Below are 15,727 nucleotides of genomic sequence, written 5' to 3'. Positions count from 1 at the left end.
AAGCCTCACGACCGACCCCCAGCGGGTCAATAGCGTTACTCCTGACGAAAGGAGTACGAAATGTCGGCACCTGTCAAAACACTCGGTATCGTCGTTGCGGTCGATGGCTCACCCGCATCGGACACCGCCGTTGTCTGGGCGGCCCGCGACGCGGCGATGCACAACATTCCGCTGACCCTTTTCCACGCGGTGGTGACTCCCACCACGACCTGGCCGCCGGTTCCCTATCCCGACTCGCTGTTGGTCAAGCTGGAAGATGATTGCCGCCAGCAACTCGCTCACGCATTCAAGTTGGCCGAGGAAGCAATGCCGGCAGGCCGTAAGGTCACCATTACCAAGGAGTTCGTCTACTCGACTCCGGCGCTGGCCCTGATCAAGATGTCCGACGACGCCGAGATGATCGTCGTCGGCAGCTCGGGTCGCGGGCTGCTGGCGCGCGGTGTGCTCGGTTCGGTCAGTTCAACCGTGGTGCGCCACGCTAAGTGCCCGGTCGCGGTCATCCGTGACGAAGACGTGCCGGACCCGCAGCGCGGCCCGGTTCTGGTGGGCATCGACGGTTCACCGGCGTCGGAACTCGCAACGGCGATCGCGTTCGATCAAGCGTCTCATCGGGGAGTCGATCTGGTGGCGCTGCATGCATGGAGTGATGTCGCAATCCTCGAACTTCCAGCATTCGACTGGGAGTCGGTCGAGGCCGAGGCCGAGCGCAGCCTCACCGAAAGGCTGGCCGGTTGGCACGAACAGTATCCCGATGTCACCGTGCGCCGTCTCCTGGCTCGGGACCTGCCGGCCCAACAGATCATTCAACAGACGAAGTCTCTGGAAGCGCAGCTGGTGGTGGTGGGCAGTCACGGCCGCGGTGGTCTCACCGGCCTGATCCTGGGATCGGTCAGCAATACCGTCCTGCATTCGGTGTTGGTGCCGGTCATCGTTGCGCGGCCGACGCAGGTGTAGGACCGAATCGGCCATTCACGACGTCACATGCCCATGCGCACAGTGCGCAGACGTCGCGCCCCGCGCGCATGACCGTCCGATCCGGGCGGATGAGCGCGGCGGTGGCGTGGCCCTCGCGCAGCCAACGCGCCAGCTCGTCGCCTGGCTGGGCAACCAGCACGATGAAGCCGCGCCGCGCCAGCGCGGCTTCATCGGCGGCACTCGGGCTGCGGGTGGTGATCAGGCCGAAGCCGCTTCCCAACACCTCGTCGAGCCGCTGATCACCGCCCAGCTGCGGGTTCGGGCACAGCGTGCCGGCGAGGTGGCCGGGCCGGCGTGATCTGCCCACCAGCGCGGAAGAAGACAGTGCCGGTGTGGTGGAGTCCACCACCTTGTCGCGCAGGCCAGGGATCAGCCGCAGCCGGGGCAGCACCACGCGGCGTAACGCGTCGCCCACCCGGGCGCCGCCGGTCATCGCACGACCGACGTTGAGCGCCAAGCGAATCAGGCTTCGGGTGTGCGGTTTACGTTCCTGCTCATAGGTGTCCAGAACGGCAGGAGCAAGATTGCCATGGTGTACCCCGGCGATCTTCCAGGCGAGATTCATCGCGTCGCGTACCCCGGCTCCCATGCCTTGGCCGATAAACGGGGGAGTGAGGTGCGCCGCGTCACCGAGGATGAAGATGTTGCCCCGGCGCCAGCGCTCGGCGATCTGGGCGCGAAACGTGTACTCCGCGACGCGCAGCAGCGTCAGCTGGTGGTCCTCGACACCGGCGGTCCAAGGTGTGATCAACGGCCGCAAGGCAGTCAAAGTGCCGAATTCGTCCGCACTTTCGTCGTCGAGCAACCGAAACTCCCAGCGGTAGCGTGACGCTCCGATGCGCATGTAGGTGCCCGCGCGCGCCGGATCGCACACCTGGTGCACGCCTTCCCACTGGTGCAGGTCGGTGTCGGTGGCGACGTCGACCACCAGCCAGCGCTGTTCAAAGTTCAAATCCTTGATCACTGAGCCTATTTGGGCGCGCACCAGGCTGTTGGCTCCGTCGCAGCCCAGCAGGTAGTCGGCATCGACCTGGTGCACGGTGCCGTCGGTGCGGTCGGTGAAGGTGACGCGCACGTATTCGCCGGTGTCGGTCACATCGGTAACCTCGGCGTCGCCGCGCAGTTGAGCCTGCGGGCGTCGCTTGAGGTTTGACCGCAGTAGTGCCTCCAACTCCGGTTGGTCGAACATGTTGGCCTGCGGAAATCCATTGCGGCTGCGGGCGGTGTCGCGAGTGAACTCGGCGAGGACGCGAAGACGACGGTCGAGCAATCGCAAGCCCAGCGTCGGCCGGGAAATGGCGGCGAATTCGTCGGCGATGCCGAGCCGGGCGATAATCCGGTAAATCTCGTCGTCCAGATGGACGGCGCGCGGTTGTTGATAGACGCCGCGCCAGCGATCGAGGATCAGGTTGTCGACGCCGTACTGAGCCAACAATGTGGCGGCGGTGATGCCGGTAGGTCCGGCGCCGACGATCACGACGGGAACGCGCCGAATTGCCTTAGTGCTCAATCGAATCGGACTGTGTTGCGCTGCGCCCCGAGGTCGATGGCTCCGTCATCGGTGGCGACCGACGCCTCGACGACGTCCCCGTGTCGCAGATAATTCGGGTTGCCGGCCTGACGACTGAAGAACACCTTCCACTTGAGGGAGGTCGGCAGCAGGTTCCCGATCATCGCCAGCGGCTTGGGTGGAGCGCTGAGCGCGGTGCCGGCCGGGGTGCCGGTGAGCACCAAGTCGCCGGGGGCGAGTTCCTGGAACTGGGTGAGTGACTGCAGAGCTTGCAGCGGCCGATACAACATATCCCCGTCTACCAGCGCGTTCTGCCGTTCGACGCCGTTGACGCTCAGACGCAGCCGCAGATCGCCGAAGCGGGCGAGCTCGTCGGCCGTCAGCAACACCAGCTCCGGTCCCACCGGGGTGAACGTCGGATACGACTTGGCCTCGTAGAACTGGGTTTGCGGAAGCTGGACGTCACGCGCCGAAACATCGTTGGTGACCACCAATCCGGCGATGAACTCGGCCAAGTTCGCCTCGGAAATGGTGGTGCCGACCGGGATTGCGCGCCCGATCACCAACCCGATTTCCACCTCGTAGTCGAGCAACTGAACGTGCGGCGGTTTGACGATCTCGTCGAACGGACCGGTGATCGATGCCGAGGCCTTGCGAAAGAACGTCAGCGGAACCGATGCTGGGTCCATGCCCGCGTCCCTGACGTGCGACTCGAAGTTGGTCATTTGAGCCACTACTCGGCACGGCCGGGTCACCGGCGAGAGCAACGGGAGGTCGGCCACCGAGACGGTGTCGGTGTGCGCGGCGGCTTCGATCGCCGCTCGATCCGCCAGCAGCGCGCCGGTCGTGGTCGCCGCGGTGTCGATCTTGGCCGCACCCGTCCCGGTTTTGAGCCACCAGGCTTCGGCAGTACGCAGGACGGAAACGGTCATGATGTGGGTACTTTCAGTAGGCCGATGAGGCGGCTGATGTCGAACTCGTTGCGGGCACGCAGCGCGGTGATTATCGAAACCAGTTCGTGGCGAGCCGATTTCAGATCAGTTCCTAAAAAGTCTTTGGTCGCTGCCGGTCCCCACTGGGCCAAGCCGGACGCGCGAAACGGTGCCCAGCCGGGTTCGACGGTGTTGTCGAACAGGTCTCCGTCGGCGAAGTGCTCGACCAGAAATCCGTCGGGATCGCGCCAATAGTCGAAGATCTGGCTGCCCTGGATGTGCCTGCCGATTCCCCACGACCGAAAGTAGCCACGCTCGTGCAAGTATTCGCCGCCCGCGGCCAGGGCATCGAGATCGCTGACCTGATAAGCGGAATGGACGTAGCGGTTCGCCGGACCCAGAGCCAGCGCCAGCGTGTGGTGATCGGCGGGGGTCGCTCCTCGATCGCACCGGATGAAGCTCATGGTCGGTCCGCGCTCGCGCTGACCCGGAAAGAACAGGAAGTCGCTGACGACCATCCCCAGATTGTCCAGATACCAGTTCAGAGTTTCGACGTACTTCGTGGTCTGCAGCACCAGGTGACCCAGCCGTTGCACTCGGGCGGGCACCCGTGCCGGGCGCTGGCCGGCGTTGATCCGCTGCGGGTGGTCTCCGAAGTTGAACGTGTGAGGCTGCTGACTCGGCAGTTCCGGCAGCTCGTGCGTGCCGGCGACCACCCGGACCGGCATGCCGCCGGGGTCGGCCAGGTCGACCGTCACGCCGCCGAGGGAATCCGGCAGCGGCCGCGCGCGGGTGCCGCACGCGTCGGCCAGGCGCAACACGTCGGCCTCGTCGCCGGCCCGAAAGGCCGCGCCGGTGAACCGGGTTCGGGGACCGCGCCGCACGATCACACAGGGTGCACCCGTCCGGGTCCCACGGAGCTGGATTTCGTCCGGGCTGCGCTGTGCCGTGTGAAACCCGAAGGCTCGCGCGAATGCCTCGGCGCGGAGCAGTTCCGGCTTCTCGAACTCGAGCCATGCGATGTCGACGACCTTGATCACCGGGTTCCGGGACCGGCCGCTCGGTTCACCCGGGAGTGCGCCCTGCTCGCTGTGCAGTTCCCGGTGCGTGGTGCTGGCTTGAGTAAACATAACTGACGAAATCGTCACATACGAGACAATGCTCAGTCAAGGTATCTGACGAAATCCTCAAAAGTGATGCATACTTTGTGAGATGAGCGCGATGCCGGAGGAGGCCGCTCCGCCCAATCGGCTGGAGCGGCGCAAGCAGCGCACCCGGGCGGCGCTGATCCAGGCGGCGCAGCGATTGATCGCCGAGGGCAAGCTCAACGTGCCGGTGCTCGAGATCACCCAGGCCGCCGACGTCGGAATGGGTTCCTTTTACAACCACTTTGGCACCAAGGAGGAGTTGTTCGAGGCCGCGGTCGCCGACGTGCTCGATGCCCACGGGGCGATGCTGGACCGGCTGACCGAATCGATCGACGATCCGGCGGAAATCTTCGCCGCCAGTTTCCGGCTGACCGGTCGGCTATTTCGTCAACGACCCCAGGAGAGCGAGATTCTGCTCGCGCATGGGCCCGCGTTGCTATCGTCCGACCGCGGCCTGGCTCCCCGGGCGCTGCGCGATATCAAGGCCGGCGTCGATGCGGGCAGGTTCGACGTCGACGACCCGGAACTCGCCCTCGCCATGGCCGGCGGTGCACTGCTCGGGCTCGGAAAGCTACTGCGCGACGACCCGGGCCGCGATGACGCGCGTGCGGCCGACACCGTCACCGAAAATGTGCTGCGCCTGTTCGGGTTGGGGGCCGACGAGGCCCGCGACGTTTGTCGGCGTCCGCTGCCCGACGCGTTCAGCCAAGGCTAGGTCAGTCGTAAATCGGCGTCACGTCGACGAGTGATCGTCGCCGGCGCTCAACCTGTCGTCGTCGCGGGCGCCGCGGGTCGCGGGCTGACCTGTTTGGGACGAAGCGCCACCAGGAGCGTGCCGACCGCGAAGACCCCGACCGTAACCCGGGCAAAGTGCCCGTCCGGGGCGAACCCGTCGGCGGCGACGAACTCGAGGCCATATGCCGCGAGCACGGCTCCCAGCACCATGACCGGTTCGGCCCAGCGCTGCGGCAGTGGAATTCCGAGCAGGGGGAGTGGAGCGGCGAACAGGCGCCGTCCCCACCACAACAGCATCATCTCGACCGCCGTCACGAGTCCCAGGATGGCAACCCATTGCAGCCGGCCCAGCCACCACTGCGCCGTGCCCTCCGCGGGTTGCATCAGCAAGCCGGCCGGGTAACAGACGAGGGCCACGATCACGACGGGAATCATGTGCCACAGATAGAGGGCCATCACGTTGTTGTTGCCGACGGCGAGCACTCGCCGGATCGCGCCCGCGCGCAGGATGCGATTGAGCGCCGGGGCGGCCGCCATCGCGATTCCGGCCTGCGCACAGCCGAATGCGAGCATGGCGACCGTCGGGGGTGAGGTGTTCTGCACGGCCTGGCCGGGAACGCCGATCATGCTGACCGGATAGCGCGCCAGCCAGATCAGGAGTGCGAGTGCGATAGCAGATCCGGTGGCGAGCAGCAGGGGCCTACGGCCGGCCAACAGCCCACCATGCCAAGCGATGCCGAGCTGATACAGAGTTCCCCAACAGAACAAGTAGTTCAGCCAGCCGAGGTCGTGCAACGGCCCCCGCTTCAACGTGGTGTCCACCACGGTGACCGCCACGGCGACCACTACCGGCACCCACAGCCCCCAACGGCGTTGTGCGGCAATCGCAATCGGAGTCAGCGAAACCACCAAGACGTAAACGGCGAGGAACCACAAGTGCATCGCCACCGCCCAGCCCGCATATTCCAGTAGCGAGCCGCCGACACCGTAGGCCGCGGCAGCCACCACGATCGCCGAGACCAGCGCGACGTAAACGACGGTCGGGCCCAGAACCCGCGCGAGCCGGCGCCGAAGCCAGGCCTGGCGCGACACCCCGCCGCTTTCGCGGTGATGCGTCCAGGACACCGCACCCGCATAACCGGCCACCAGGAAGAACACCGGGACCGCCTGAAACGGCCAGGTCAGCCACTGTGTCCAGGGCATGTCGACGAGCGGATTCTGCCGTCCGAATTGACCGTCATGGTAGGTCACGGATCCGGCCAGCCAGTGTCCCAGCACGATCAGGATCACGCCCGAGACGCGGTAGTAATCCACTGCCAGATTGCGGTCCGGACGCGGGGTGTCTGCCTGGTCCATCAGGTCGCGCGAAGCTCGAGCGGATACACAGCGCCACGGTACCCGTTCGCGGTCAAGCCGCATCGGAGATCAGCTGGTGGAAATTATGTGGTTGCGGCGCGCCGATTTTCACAGCGCGTGGTGCAGCTCCAGCGATTCGGCGGTGTCGCCATCGGCTGACACGATCTGGGCAACCAGCTTGCCACCCCGGACCACCTCGATCGTCTGCCCAGCGGCAACCCTGTCGAAATAACGCCCCGCGCGCTTTCGCAGTTCGCCGAGTTCGATCCGTCGGCCAGCGTCCGCCGTGGTCGGGATCATCCTCGAATCACCCGCCGGCACGATCCGCGCCAGCAACCTGCCGCCTCGGACGACACAAATCGTCTCCCCGCCGGCGACCCGATCGAGGCACCGCCCGGCGCGCGTTCGCAGTTCGTCCAGCCCGACCCAGCCGCCGGCGTCCGGTGCCACGACCGTGGCAGAGCGTGCGGGAATCGGAGCCACCCGCCAGTCGCCGACTGGCACGATCCGGGCCACCACCTTGCCGCGACGGACGACGTCGATAGTCTCCCCGGCGGCTACCTGCTCCAGATACGCACACGCGTTGCTCCGGAGTTGGCCTAGGCCAATCACTTCCCGCATTTCGCTCCGATCTCGGTCTGCATCCGCGGTGCGTTGCGCCGGGCTGGGCGCAAAGCCGCGACACGCTCCGATTGACGGAGCCGACCGTCGACCGCCAGTATATGACTGTACGTGCGGTCAGTGTCAACGATTCTGCCGTACTCGGCGCTGAATTGAGGAAACCAGCACGACGACGTTGAGGGCTGGACGATTGTTCTTGAAAAGCGCTGTGAATAAGGGAGATTGACGCAACATGGGGCTCAGCCGGGTGGTGCGAGCATGTCCTTCCAGCCGTCGTCTCCCGTTTTGGCCGAATTTTGGACGGAGTATTTGACACCGTCGGGTCCCACCAGTTCACCGCTTTGTGGGCGGTAGACGGCCGGGGGAGGGGCGCCGGGAGTGTAGACGCAGGGATTCGGCTGTTGCCCATTGCATTGCACGGTCCCCGATCCCGGCCGCTGCAGGACATCGCTGATCGGAGGCGGTGTTCCCGCTACCCGGTCGGAAGGCGCCGGGTTGAGGCCGTTGTCGATCGACGGCGCGGGCATCACCTGGCCGGGTTTCACCGGCTGGTCGCAGCGCGCCGCGGGCGCCGGGCAGGTCAGGATTTGGTTCGGGTCGCCGTACCAGGGGTTGGTTCCCGCCGGAACGTAGGGTTTGGGGTCGCGGCACTCCCGGGGGGTCGCGGCGCGCTTGCCGGGGACGTCGACACACGGGAGGTTGCGTGCTCCGCGAACGGCGTTGGCCGGAGCGTCCTGCGGGATCTTGCAATACGTTCCGGATGGCATCGGCGCCAGGCTGGTATCGGCCGGCGACCGCCACTGCGATGCCGGGAGAAAGCCGGTCAGGCACGGCGGGGGTTGGTTGATCGTCAGCGAGGTGCCCAGCGCGGCGTAGCCCGGGAAAGGCGTCGTCACCGTCTGGCCTTCCGCTGCGCCCTGGGGATATGCGACCAGCAGTTGCTCGACGCCTTTGTGGTAGCGCTTGAGCATGTCCCACACGATCTCGAGATTCGCCAGTGTCTGCGGCAGCGACTCCCTTACGTCGTTGAAGACCGCATCGACCTGATCGGCGGTCGGCGCGGCGTGGGTCAAAATGCTTTGCACCCGCTGGTCGTTTTCCGCGCTCTGGGCGGCCAGGATGTCCAGATTGTGCGACCAGCGCCGGATCGAGTCACCCGAATCGACCTGGCTGTCGATGATCGGCCCGGAGTTTTCAATGATGTCGTCGACGTCGCCGAGGTTGGTCTTGAAGTCGCCGGCGATCGCCTGCGTCGCATCGACCAGGCGTTGCAGCGCGGGGCCCAAACCTCCTACCGCTTGCGCTGTTTCGTCAAGCAGGGCGGCGATTTTCTCCTTGGGCAGGGCGGCCAGCCCGCGGTTCGCCGCGTCCACCGCCGGCCCGATCTCGGTGGGCACGGTGCCCTTGGTAACCGTCTGTCCCGGCGCGAAGTACGTGCCCGGGTTGCCCGACGACACCAGATCCAGATACTGCTCACCGACCGCCGACACCGAATGTACGTTCGCCGACGCGTCAATCGGGATCTTGTAGCTGTCGGCGATACTCATGGTCACTCGCGCGCCCGTCTCGGTCGGTTCGACCGCGGTCACGGTGCCGATGGTTTCACCGCGGTAAGTCACGTTGGCGGTCTTGTACAGACCGCCCGATGCCGGCAGGTCCGCCTTCAGCGTGTACCGGCCAATCCCCGCCGCGGTGGGAATCTGCAAGTAGTACCACCCCAAGGCAATTGCCGTGATCACGCTGAGAATGCTGAAGATGATCAACTGGCGCCAGATGAAGCGCGTCAACATTGCCTATCCGCCCTTTCGACCAGCGGACCGCCCGGGGCATCGTTGGGGTTCGGCGTGTATCGGACGTCGGGGATCATCGTTTCGGGGTCACGGCCCCACGACTGCTCGAGCGCGCGCAGCCCTCCGGAGAAACCGGTCCCGGTGAGGATTGCGTTGTCGACCGAGCTGAGGGTCAGGTCGAGCGTCAGCGAAAGGTTGAAGTAGTCGCCGCGGAACGACTTCGGCACGGCGTCGACGTCGAAGGGCCGCACGAGGATCAGCTTGAGGGCGCGGATCAGATACGGCGAGGCCCGGCCGAGTTCGCGCAACGGGCATTGCAGCGACAGCAGGTCGGAATGCAGGTCGCTTCGCGAGCCGGAAAGATATTGGTCGGCAACTGCGCTCAGCCGTCCTGTCGAGTCGACCGCATCAACCAGAAGTTTCTGCTTGTCGGCGAAATGCTTTAACAGCGGCGGGAACTCGGTGAGGACCCGATCCAAGACATCCGAGCGCGAGCTCACGTACGCCAACAATCGGTCGGTGGAATCGATCGCTGCAGTGATGTCCTCGCGTTGCTCGTCGAGTCGGGCGGTGAAGGTGTCGAGCTTGCCCAGGAAGGAGTGGATCTGCTCGGCCCGCCCATTGAGGATGTTGTAGACCTCGTTCTGCAGCACTTCGAGGTTCGGGATACCCCCGCCGCGCAGGATCAGCGCCAGACTGGCCAGGGTCTGCTCGGTCGTGGGGTAGGCGAACGAATTCTTCAGCGGGATGGTGTCGCCGTCCCTGAGCGGCTCTGCGGACGGGTTGGGCGGGGAGGTCAGCTCAATATGTTGAGAACCCAGGAGACTTGTCTGCCCGATCTTGGCGGTGGCGTTCTTGGGCAACTTGACGTTCTTGTCCAGACGCAGCGTCAGCGTGGCGACCCAATTCTTCAGCTGGATCGCGCGCACCGTGCCGACAAAGACGTCGGCCACCCGAACCCGGCTATTGTCGTTCAGCGCCAGCGTGTCGGGCATCTGGACGTAGACGGTGTAGGAGCCGGGCCCGCTCCCCGGGCCCCCGGGCATCGGGATATTCGCGATTCCGTGCCACTTCGAGCACGACGTCAGCGTCACTGCGGCCGCGAGCAGAGCTAGCCCCTGCCACGCGCGGTGGCGACTGCGAGAAGCCCACGTGCGCAACGTGGTTGAGCCTCTCACGAGCCCGGTCCCGTCGACGCGGCGGCCTGCGCGGGCGGTGGTGGTCCAGCTGGAGTCGGTGCGACCGGTCCCGGGATCACACCCGGTGCCGGGGGCGGTGGCGGAATCGGCACCTGGGGCAGGCCGATAACAGGCGCGACTGGGTTCTCGTCGTAAGCATTCGGCGGTCCGGGCGGCGTCTGCAGCCCTGACGCCGGCGGTGCGATGTCGGGGCCGCCCATCAGTTCGGCCAGCGATTCGGGGGTCAACAGGCCCCCGGTGATCGGGCCCACCTGGACGCCCTGCATCCCGGGCGCGACAACCCAACCGGGCTGGGTGTTGCGGTGCGACAACGGCGTATCGGGCACCCAGACCCCCGGAACGGTGGTGTCCTTGTACCCGTTGGGCGGCTGCAACCGCGGCTCGGAGTAAGCGACCTCCTTAGGCAGCGTCTCGGCGGTGCTGAACAGGTTCAACCCGAATGGCAGGTAGTTGAACTTGATCGCGTCGAGAATCGGCGCCAGGTACTGCGCACACAATTCGGCGGAATCTTGATAACCGAGCCTGCTGCCGGCCTGAATCATGCTGCACACGAACTGCATTGGATTCGCGAAGTTCGGTATCGCCGGGATCGACATGACCGCACCGTGCGCCGGGTGGTAAATCTGGCTGAGGTTGGTCTCCAGCGTCGGCAGCACATGCAGCGCGGTCTCCAAACCATTCAGCGGCTCGGGTTGTACCAGCGTGGTGGTCAAGTTGGCGAGGTTGGCGATATCGTGCGCGAACACGCCACGGTTCTTGGCCAAAAACGGGCGCAGTGTCGAGAGCAGGCTGTCGAATTGCTGTATCGCCGTGGCAAGGTCGCCGTCAGACCCGGTCAACCTGTCGGTGAATTGAGCTAGGTTACGATTCAACGCGACGAATTGTTGGTCGTCTTTGTGCAAGGCGTTGACGAACAAAGCCAGGCTGTGCACCACCGCGAAGAAATTGCCACGGCCCTGATTCAGCGCGGTGAGTGCCCGCGACAGGCTGTCCAGCGTGGCGTTGATCTGCTTGCCCTTGCCGGCCAGTCCGTCCGCGTAAGACTCGATGAGGTCACCGAAGGGGCCCTTGGGCTGCTCGGGGGTCGGGCCGAGTTTGTTGATGGTGTTGGCGACGCTCTCGCGCAGTTCATCGAACTCCGTTGGCACCTGGGTACGCTCGATCGGGATGACGGCGTTGTCGGTCATCACCGGGCCGCCCTTATACGGTGGCTCTAATTGAATACTCCGCGATGCCACCAGGGTTGGGTTCACGACCACGGCGGACGCGTTGGCGGGCACCTTGTATTTGTTGTTGTAGTGAAACGTCACCTTCATCTTGCCGCCGGCCGGCTCGATCTTGTCGACTGAACCCACCCGAACGCCCATGATCTGGACCTTGTCCCCGGAATAGAGCGCGTTGGCGGCGGGGAGATAAGCGACCACGGTGTTGGTGGTCAACTTCTGGTAGAGCCGCCAGCCGGCGAGCCCCACAGCAATGGCCAGCACCAGTACCAATGCTCCGACGACGCTGCGGCGCCCAGGGCGGCGGAAATTAAAGATAGCGCTCAATTCTGGCTACCTCCCGTGATGCCGCTGCCTCCCGTGCCGCCGGGGTTGATGAACGGCGCCGGCAGCTGGGTCCCGGGTCCGGGCGGCGCGGGTGGCCCTGGCGGCAGACCCGGCGCCAACGTCGACGAGTGCGGGACGGGACCCGCGGGCTGCAGGTTCTCCGTGCGTGCGCCCGGCGGTGCCTGGGCGGGCAGGGGCGCCGGCGTGCCCGGCACGTCGGGCGGCGGTTCACCCGGACGCCCGGCGATCGCGATCCCCGGTGTCGGTGGCAGACCATTCGGGTTTGGCGGTGAGGTCTGCACGTCGATCGGTGCCGGGAAGGCGCCGCCGAACGGCCCGGCGTCTATGCCCATGCAGGGCAGCGGGTTCCACGGCCGCGGGGGAGCACCGGGCGCCGGAACGTACGAACACGCCGTTCCCGGTGGGACGGCCGGACCCGGATGATCCGGGGTGCCTTCGGACACTGGGGGTGCGGGCGGGGGCGCACCGTTGGGCAACCGGGTGCCGTTGGGGTCGGGCCAGCGGAACGCGGGCAGGCCGGCGCTGCGCCAGAAGTCCTCCGGGTCGATCCCACGCTTCTTGAAGGCGGCATCGACAGACGGCTGCAGGACCCAGTACGGCAGCAGATTGGACAGGACGATCTTGAAGAACGGTCCGGATGCCACGGATTCGCCCAGCGATGCCGCGAATTGACTTACGTACGTGAGAGTTTGAGCCAAGTCGTCCTTGCGCGCCACCAGCACATCGCTGAGGGCACGCAACTGTTCGAGGACGCGATTCAGGTTCGGGTTGTCGTTGATGAATCCCTGCACCTGTGTCGAGAAAGCTGAAACATTTTGCAGCAGTGCGTCAATCGCCCTGCCGCGTTCGTTGAACGCGGCAAGCAGCGTCTTGGCGTTGACGAGCAGCCGGTTGATTTGCTCGCTGCGGTCACCGAGCACGCTGGCAACCTGGCTGGCCTGAGTGAGTAGGTGCTTGATCGCGTCGTCGCGCTTGCCGATGGTGTCGGAGAATTTGGTCAATCCGTCGAGGGCAGGGCTCAGGTGCGGATACGTCTGATCGATGGTCTGCGACAACACATTCAGCGATTGCTTGACCCTGTCGATGTCCCAGCCCGCGGCGGCCTTGTTGACATCGAAGACCGCGTCGTAGAGCTGGTAGGGGGTGGTGCTTTGACCCAGCGGCAACACGCCCCCAGGCCGCAACGTCTGGGCTCCCCGCGGCTCGATCTCGAGCACCTTCTTACCGAGGATGGTGTCGGTCTTGATCGCGAGCCTGCTCTCGGTGCCGATGGTGTTGGCGCCGATGGAGAACTTGATCACGACGTGGTCGCCGTCGATGTCGAGCCCCTCCACCGTGCCGACGTTCACACCGCTGATGCGCACCTTGTCGTTCTTGTTCAGTTGACCGGTATCGGTGAACTGCCCGTAGTAGCTGGGACTCGCGAACAGCATCGGGACACTGGTGAAGCTTTGGCCGACGGCGACGACGAGAGCGAGCACGGTGATGCCCATCAGCCCGACCCGGCCGCGGTTGAATTCCGTCAGTGTTCTCATTGCGGCGTGCACCTGCCCGTGGGCTGCTGCCAGAGCCGGACCGTGCGGACCGGGCCGCCGGGCTGCAGTCCGTTCCACTTGATCGTGAGGTCGCAGAGGTAGAAATTCACCCAGTCGCCGTAGAGTCCGATGCTGCGCCCGATCAGGTTGAGCGCTGTCGGAGTCTTGCGGATCAGGTCGTCGAGTTGATCGCTGCGGTCGATGAGCGGCTGCTGCAGCGCCTGCAGGTAGTTGATCTCCTTGTGCAGCAGAGCGCGGTCCTCGGCCAGCAGGTCGGCTACCGTTCCGGCGGCGTTGCTGATGTTCGCGGTGCCCGCGGCCAGTGGATCGGCGTGATTGGCCAGCCCCGTGATCAATTTCTCGAAATCGTCCACGGTCTGGTCGAATTCCCTGCGATGCCTGACCGTGGTGTCCAGCACGACGTTCAGGTTTTTGACTACCTCGCCGATTGCCTGGTCGCGTTCGGCCAGGTGCGCGGTCAGCCGTGCGGTCTGATCGAGGATGTCGTTGATCGTGCCGCCCTGCCCCTGAAACACAGTGATGATGGCCGACGCGATCGTGTTGACCTTTTCCGGATCGAGCGCCCGGAACAGCGGCTTGAAACCACCGATCAGGGCATCGAGATCCAGCGCCGGTGACGTTCGAGCCAGCGGGATGAACCCACCCGGCGGCAAGACCCGGTCGGCGCCCTCGCCTTCGCCGCGTTTGAGCTCCAAATAGCGGTCGGCGAACAGATTCAGATAGCGGATCTGCGCGGTCGTGGACTCATAAAGCGGTATCGAGCGATCGACGGTGAAGTCCACTCGCACTCGCGTGCCGCCTTGCACCAGCTGTACCTTTTCGACCTTGCCGATCTCGACCCCGGCCGCGCGGACGAACTGGCCGTCTTTCAGGCCGGTGGCATTGCTGAATTCCGCGGAATAGCTGTTGGTGCTGTTGAAGCGCATTTGACCGAACACCACAACGATCGACAGGGTGATCAGCAGCAGGACAAATGAGATGGTGCCGAGCTTGATGGCGGGTCCGGTGATTTTCATGGGTTGATCGTGTTGTCCCCGACCTGGCGGCCCCACACATACTCAATTGCGTACGGGGAGCCGGTTTCTAGATGGTTATACGGCGCGAGGCTGGCGCCGGTGTCCACCACCAAGGACGGTGCCGGCCACAGGTCATGGGTGATGGCCTGCCAGCACCCCGGAGCGCCCCCGGGACCGCCTCGAGCATTCACCCGCGGCAGATTGTCGGGATACACATAGGGATTCGGCGCCCCGCCCACCACACCGGCCAGCCCGAGGAGCCCCATGGTGGCCGCGGTGCCGGCCAGCCCGGGCAGGGTCAGCAGGCCTCCCAACCCTGACGTCAGCTCGGTCATGGTGTGCAGCGCGTAGCCGTTGCCGCCGCCCGTTGTCTCATAGGCGTGGGGTTCTTCGTCGTAGTAATTGCGGACGGTGCAGAAGATTTCGGGACTGTAGGTGTCGAGCAGCTGCGCGGTGGGCACCAGATCGGCGGTCCCGCGCTGCAGGTAGGGGCCGCCTCGCCGGACGATGTCCTCGCCCGTGTTGCCGAATCCCGCCGCCGCCAACAACGCAGCATCCAGGTCGGATTCCTGGCGGTGCAACGTACGCGCCGTTATCACGGAGTTGTTGAGGGCGTCGAACAGAGAGGGTGCCGCGTCGGCATACGTGTCGCCCAGTGCCGCCAGTTGCCGGATGTCGTGCCGGATCCGCGGCATCTGCGGATTGATGTCGTCGAGAATCGCGTTGGCGTTGACGATCGACTGCCCGAACTTGTCGCCCAACCCGGTGAATGCGGCTGCGGCCGCGGCCAGCGTCAGATTCACCTTGACCGGATCCACCTTCTCGGTGATCGAGTTGAGGGTCTCGAACAGCGTATTGAACTCCGTCGTCACCGATCTTGCATCGATGATTTGATTAGGTGTAATACGTTGTGGGGTAGGGTTTTTCGGCGAAGTAAGCGACACGTACTTGTTGCCGAACACCGTGGTGGCCTTGATATTGGCGTCCACATTCGCCGGAATGAGGTTGACGTACCTCGGATCGACATCCAAGACGAATTTGGCCGCCGGGACACCGTCACGTTCGATCTCCGAAATGCTGGACACCCGGCCGATTTCCGCGCCGTTGTAGGTGACCTTCGAACCCGGATCCATCACCAATCCGGACCGGGGCGCCAGCATCGTCAAGTTCGTCTTCGGCGTGAGCTCGCCCCGGAACTGCAACCACACGAGCGCCAGCACCAGCGCCGCGACCGCCAAGAACACCGCGGCCGCGGTCTTATACGGCGGGATACGCGGCTGATTCTCCTTGACTTTCGGGGCCGGGGCTGTCATTGGCG

Annotated in this window: 13 protein-coding genes; 2 read left to right on the top strand and 11 right to left on the bottom strand. The window is 65.1% G+C overall.

From position 1 onward, the window contains the following. Positions 1–60 precede the first annotated feature (60 nt). Positions 61–954, top strand: coding sequence for a universal stress protein (locus AC5Y5O_RS08975; protein WP_096288278.1), 894 nt, complete (start codon positions 61–63; stop codon positions 952–954). Here AC5Y5O_RS08975 and mhpA read toward each other — a convergent pair. Genes mhpA through AC5Y5O_RS08960 form a run of 3 tightly spaced genes read right to left on the bottom strand, consistent with a single transcriptional unit; the run spans position 926 to position 4,547 of the window. Continuing rightward, on the bottom strand, positions 926–2,485 hold the full coding sequence (mhpA, locus tag AC5Y5O_RS08970) for a bifunctional 3-(3-hydroxy-phenyl)propionate/3-hydroxycinnamic acid hydroxylase MhpA (protein WP_500024722.1): 1,560 nt from the start codon (positions 2,483–2,485) through the stop codon (positions 926–928). The genes AC5Y5O_RS08975 and mhpA overlap by 29 nt on opposite strands. After that, positions 2,482–3,417, bottom strand: a complete 936-nt coding sequence (locus tag AC5Y5O_RS08965; RefSeq protein ID WP_096288274.1) for a fumarylacetoacetate hydrolase family protein — start codon at positions 3,415–3,417, stop codon at positions 2,482–2,484. Before AC5Y5O_RS08965 ends, mhpA begins: the two co-directional genes overlap by 4 nt. Beyond that, positions 3,414–4,547: a VOC family protein gene (locus AC5Y5O_RS08960; RefSeq protein WP_500024720.1), complete on the bottom strand. Its 1,134-nt coding sequence runs from the start codon at positions 4,545–4,547 to the stop codon at positions 3,414–3,416. The genes AC5Y5O_RS08965 and AC5Y5O_RS08960 overlap by 4 nt, the downstream gene beginning before the upstream one ends. Before the next feature lie 82 nt (positions 4,548–4,629). On the opposite strand from AC5Y5O_RS08960, the gene AC5Y5O_RS08955 reads away from it, so the two are divergent. Next, positions 4,630–5,280: a TetR/AcrR family transcriptional regulator gene (locus AC5Y5O_RS08955; protein ID WP_096288270.1), complete on the top strand. Its 651-nt coding sequence runs from the start codon at positions 4,630–4,632 to the stop codon at positions 5,278–5,280. A gap of 47 nt (positions 5,281–5,327) precedes the next feature. On the opposite strand, the gene AC5Y5O_RS08950 is transcribed toward AC5Y5O_RS08955, so the two are convergent. The 8 genes from AC5Y5O_RS08950 to AC5Y5O_RS08915 form a co-directional block, all read right to left on the bottom strand. After that, on the bottom strand, positions 5,328–6,656 hold the full coding sequence (locus AC5Y5O_RS08950) for an acyltransferase family protein (RefSeq protein ID WP_500024717.1): 1,329 nt from the start codon (positions 6,654–6,656) through the stop codon (positions 5,328–5,330). Positions 6,657–6,764: 108 nt separating this feature from the next. After that, positions 6,765–7,277 (bottom strand): type II toxin-antitoxin system Phd/YefM family antitoxin, encoded by a 513-nt coding sequence (locus AC5Y5O_RS08945; protein ID WP_096288266.1) that lies wholly within the window; start codon positions 7,275–7,277, stop codon positions 6,765–6,767. A 239-nt stretch (positions 7,278–7,516) separates the two neighbouring features. Further along, positions 7,517–9,067, bottom strand: coding sequence for an MCE family protein (locus AC5Y5O_RS08940; protein ID WP_500024715.1), 1,551 nt, complete (start codon positions 9,065–9,067; stop codon positions 7,517–7,519). Continuing rightward, positions 9,061–10,227, bottom strand: coding sequence for a virulence factor Mce family protein (locus AC5Y5O_RS08935; RefSeq protein ID WP_096288262.1), 1,167 nt, complete (start codon positions 10,225–10,227; stop codon positions 9,061–9,063). The genes AC5Y5O_RS08940 and AC5Y5O_RS08935 overlap by 7 nt, the downstream gene beginning before the upstream one ends. A gap of 14 nt (positions 10,228–10,241) precedes the next feature. Then, positions 10,242–11,816 (bottom strand): virulence factor Mce family protein, encoded by a 1,575-nt coding sequence (locus tag AC5Y5O_RS08930; RefSeq protein ID WP_096288260.1) that lies wholly within the window; start codon positions 11,814–11,816, stop codon positions 10,242–10,244. After that, complete coding sequence (locus AC5Y5O_RS08925; RefSeq protein ID WP_500024713.1) at positions 11,813–13,372, bottom strand: virulence factor Mce family protein; 1,560 nt, start codon at positions 13,370–13,372, stop codon at positions 11,813–11,815. Before AC5Y5O_RS08925 ends, AC5Y5O_RS08930 begins: the two co-directional genes overlap by 4 nt. Further along, positions 13,369–14,409 (bottom strand): virulence factor Mce family protein, encoded by a 1,041-nt coding sequence (locus tag AC5Y5O_RS08920; RefSeq protein ID WP_096288258.1) that lies wholly within the window; start codon positions 14,407–14,409, stop codon positions 13,369–13,371. The genes AC5Y5O_RS08925 and AC5Y5O_RS08920 overlap by 4 nt, the downstream gene beginning before the upstream one ends. Continuing rightward, entirely contained in the window at positions 14,406–15,722 is a 1,317-nt protein-coding gene (locus tag AC5Y5O_RS08915) for an MCE family protein (RefSeq protein ID WP_096288256.1), read from the bottom strand. The genes AC5Y5O_RS08920 and AC5Y5O_RS08915 overlap by 4 nt, the downstream gene beginning before the upstream one ends. Between the last annotated feature and the right edge of the window lie 5 nt (positions 15,723–15,727).

It is taken from the genome of Mycobacterium sp. NGS40 (assembly GCF_059812735.1).
This window is presented reverse-complemented; position numbering and strand designations above follow the sequence as displayed.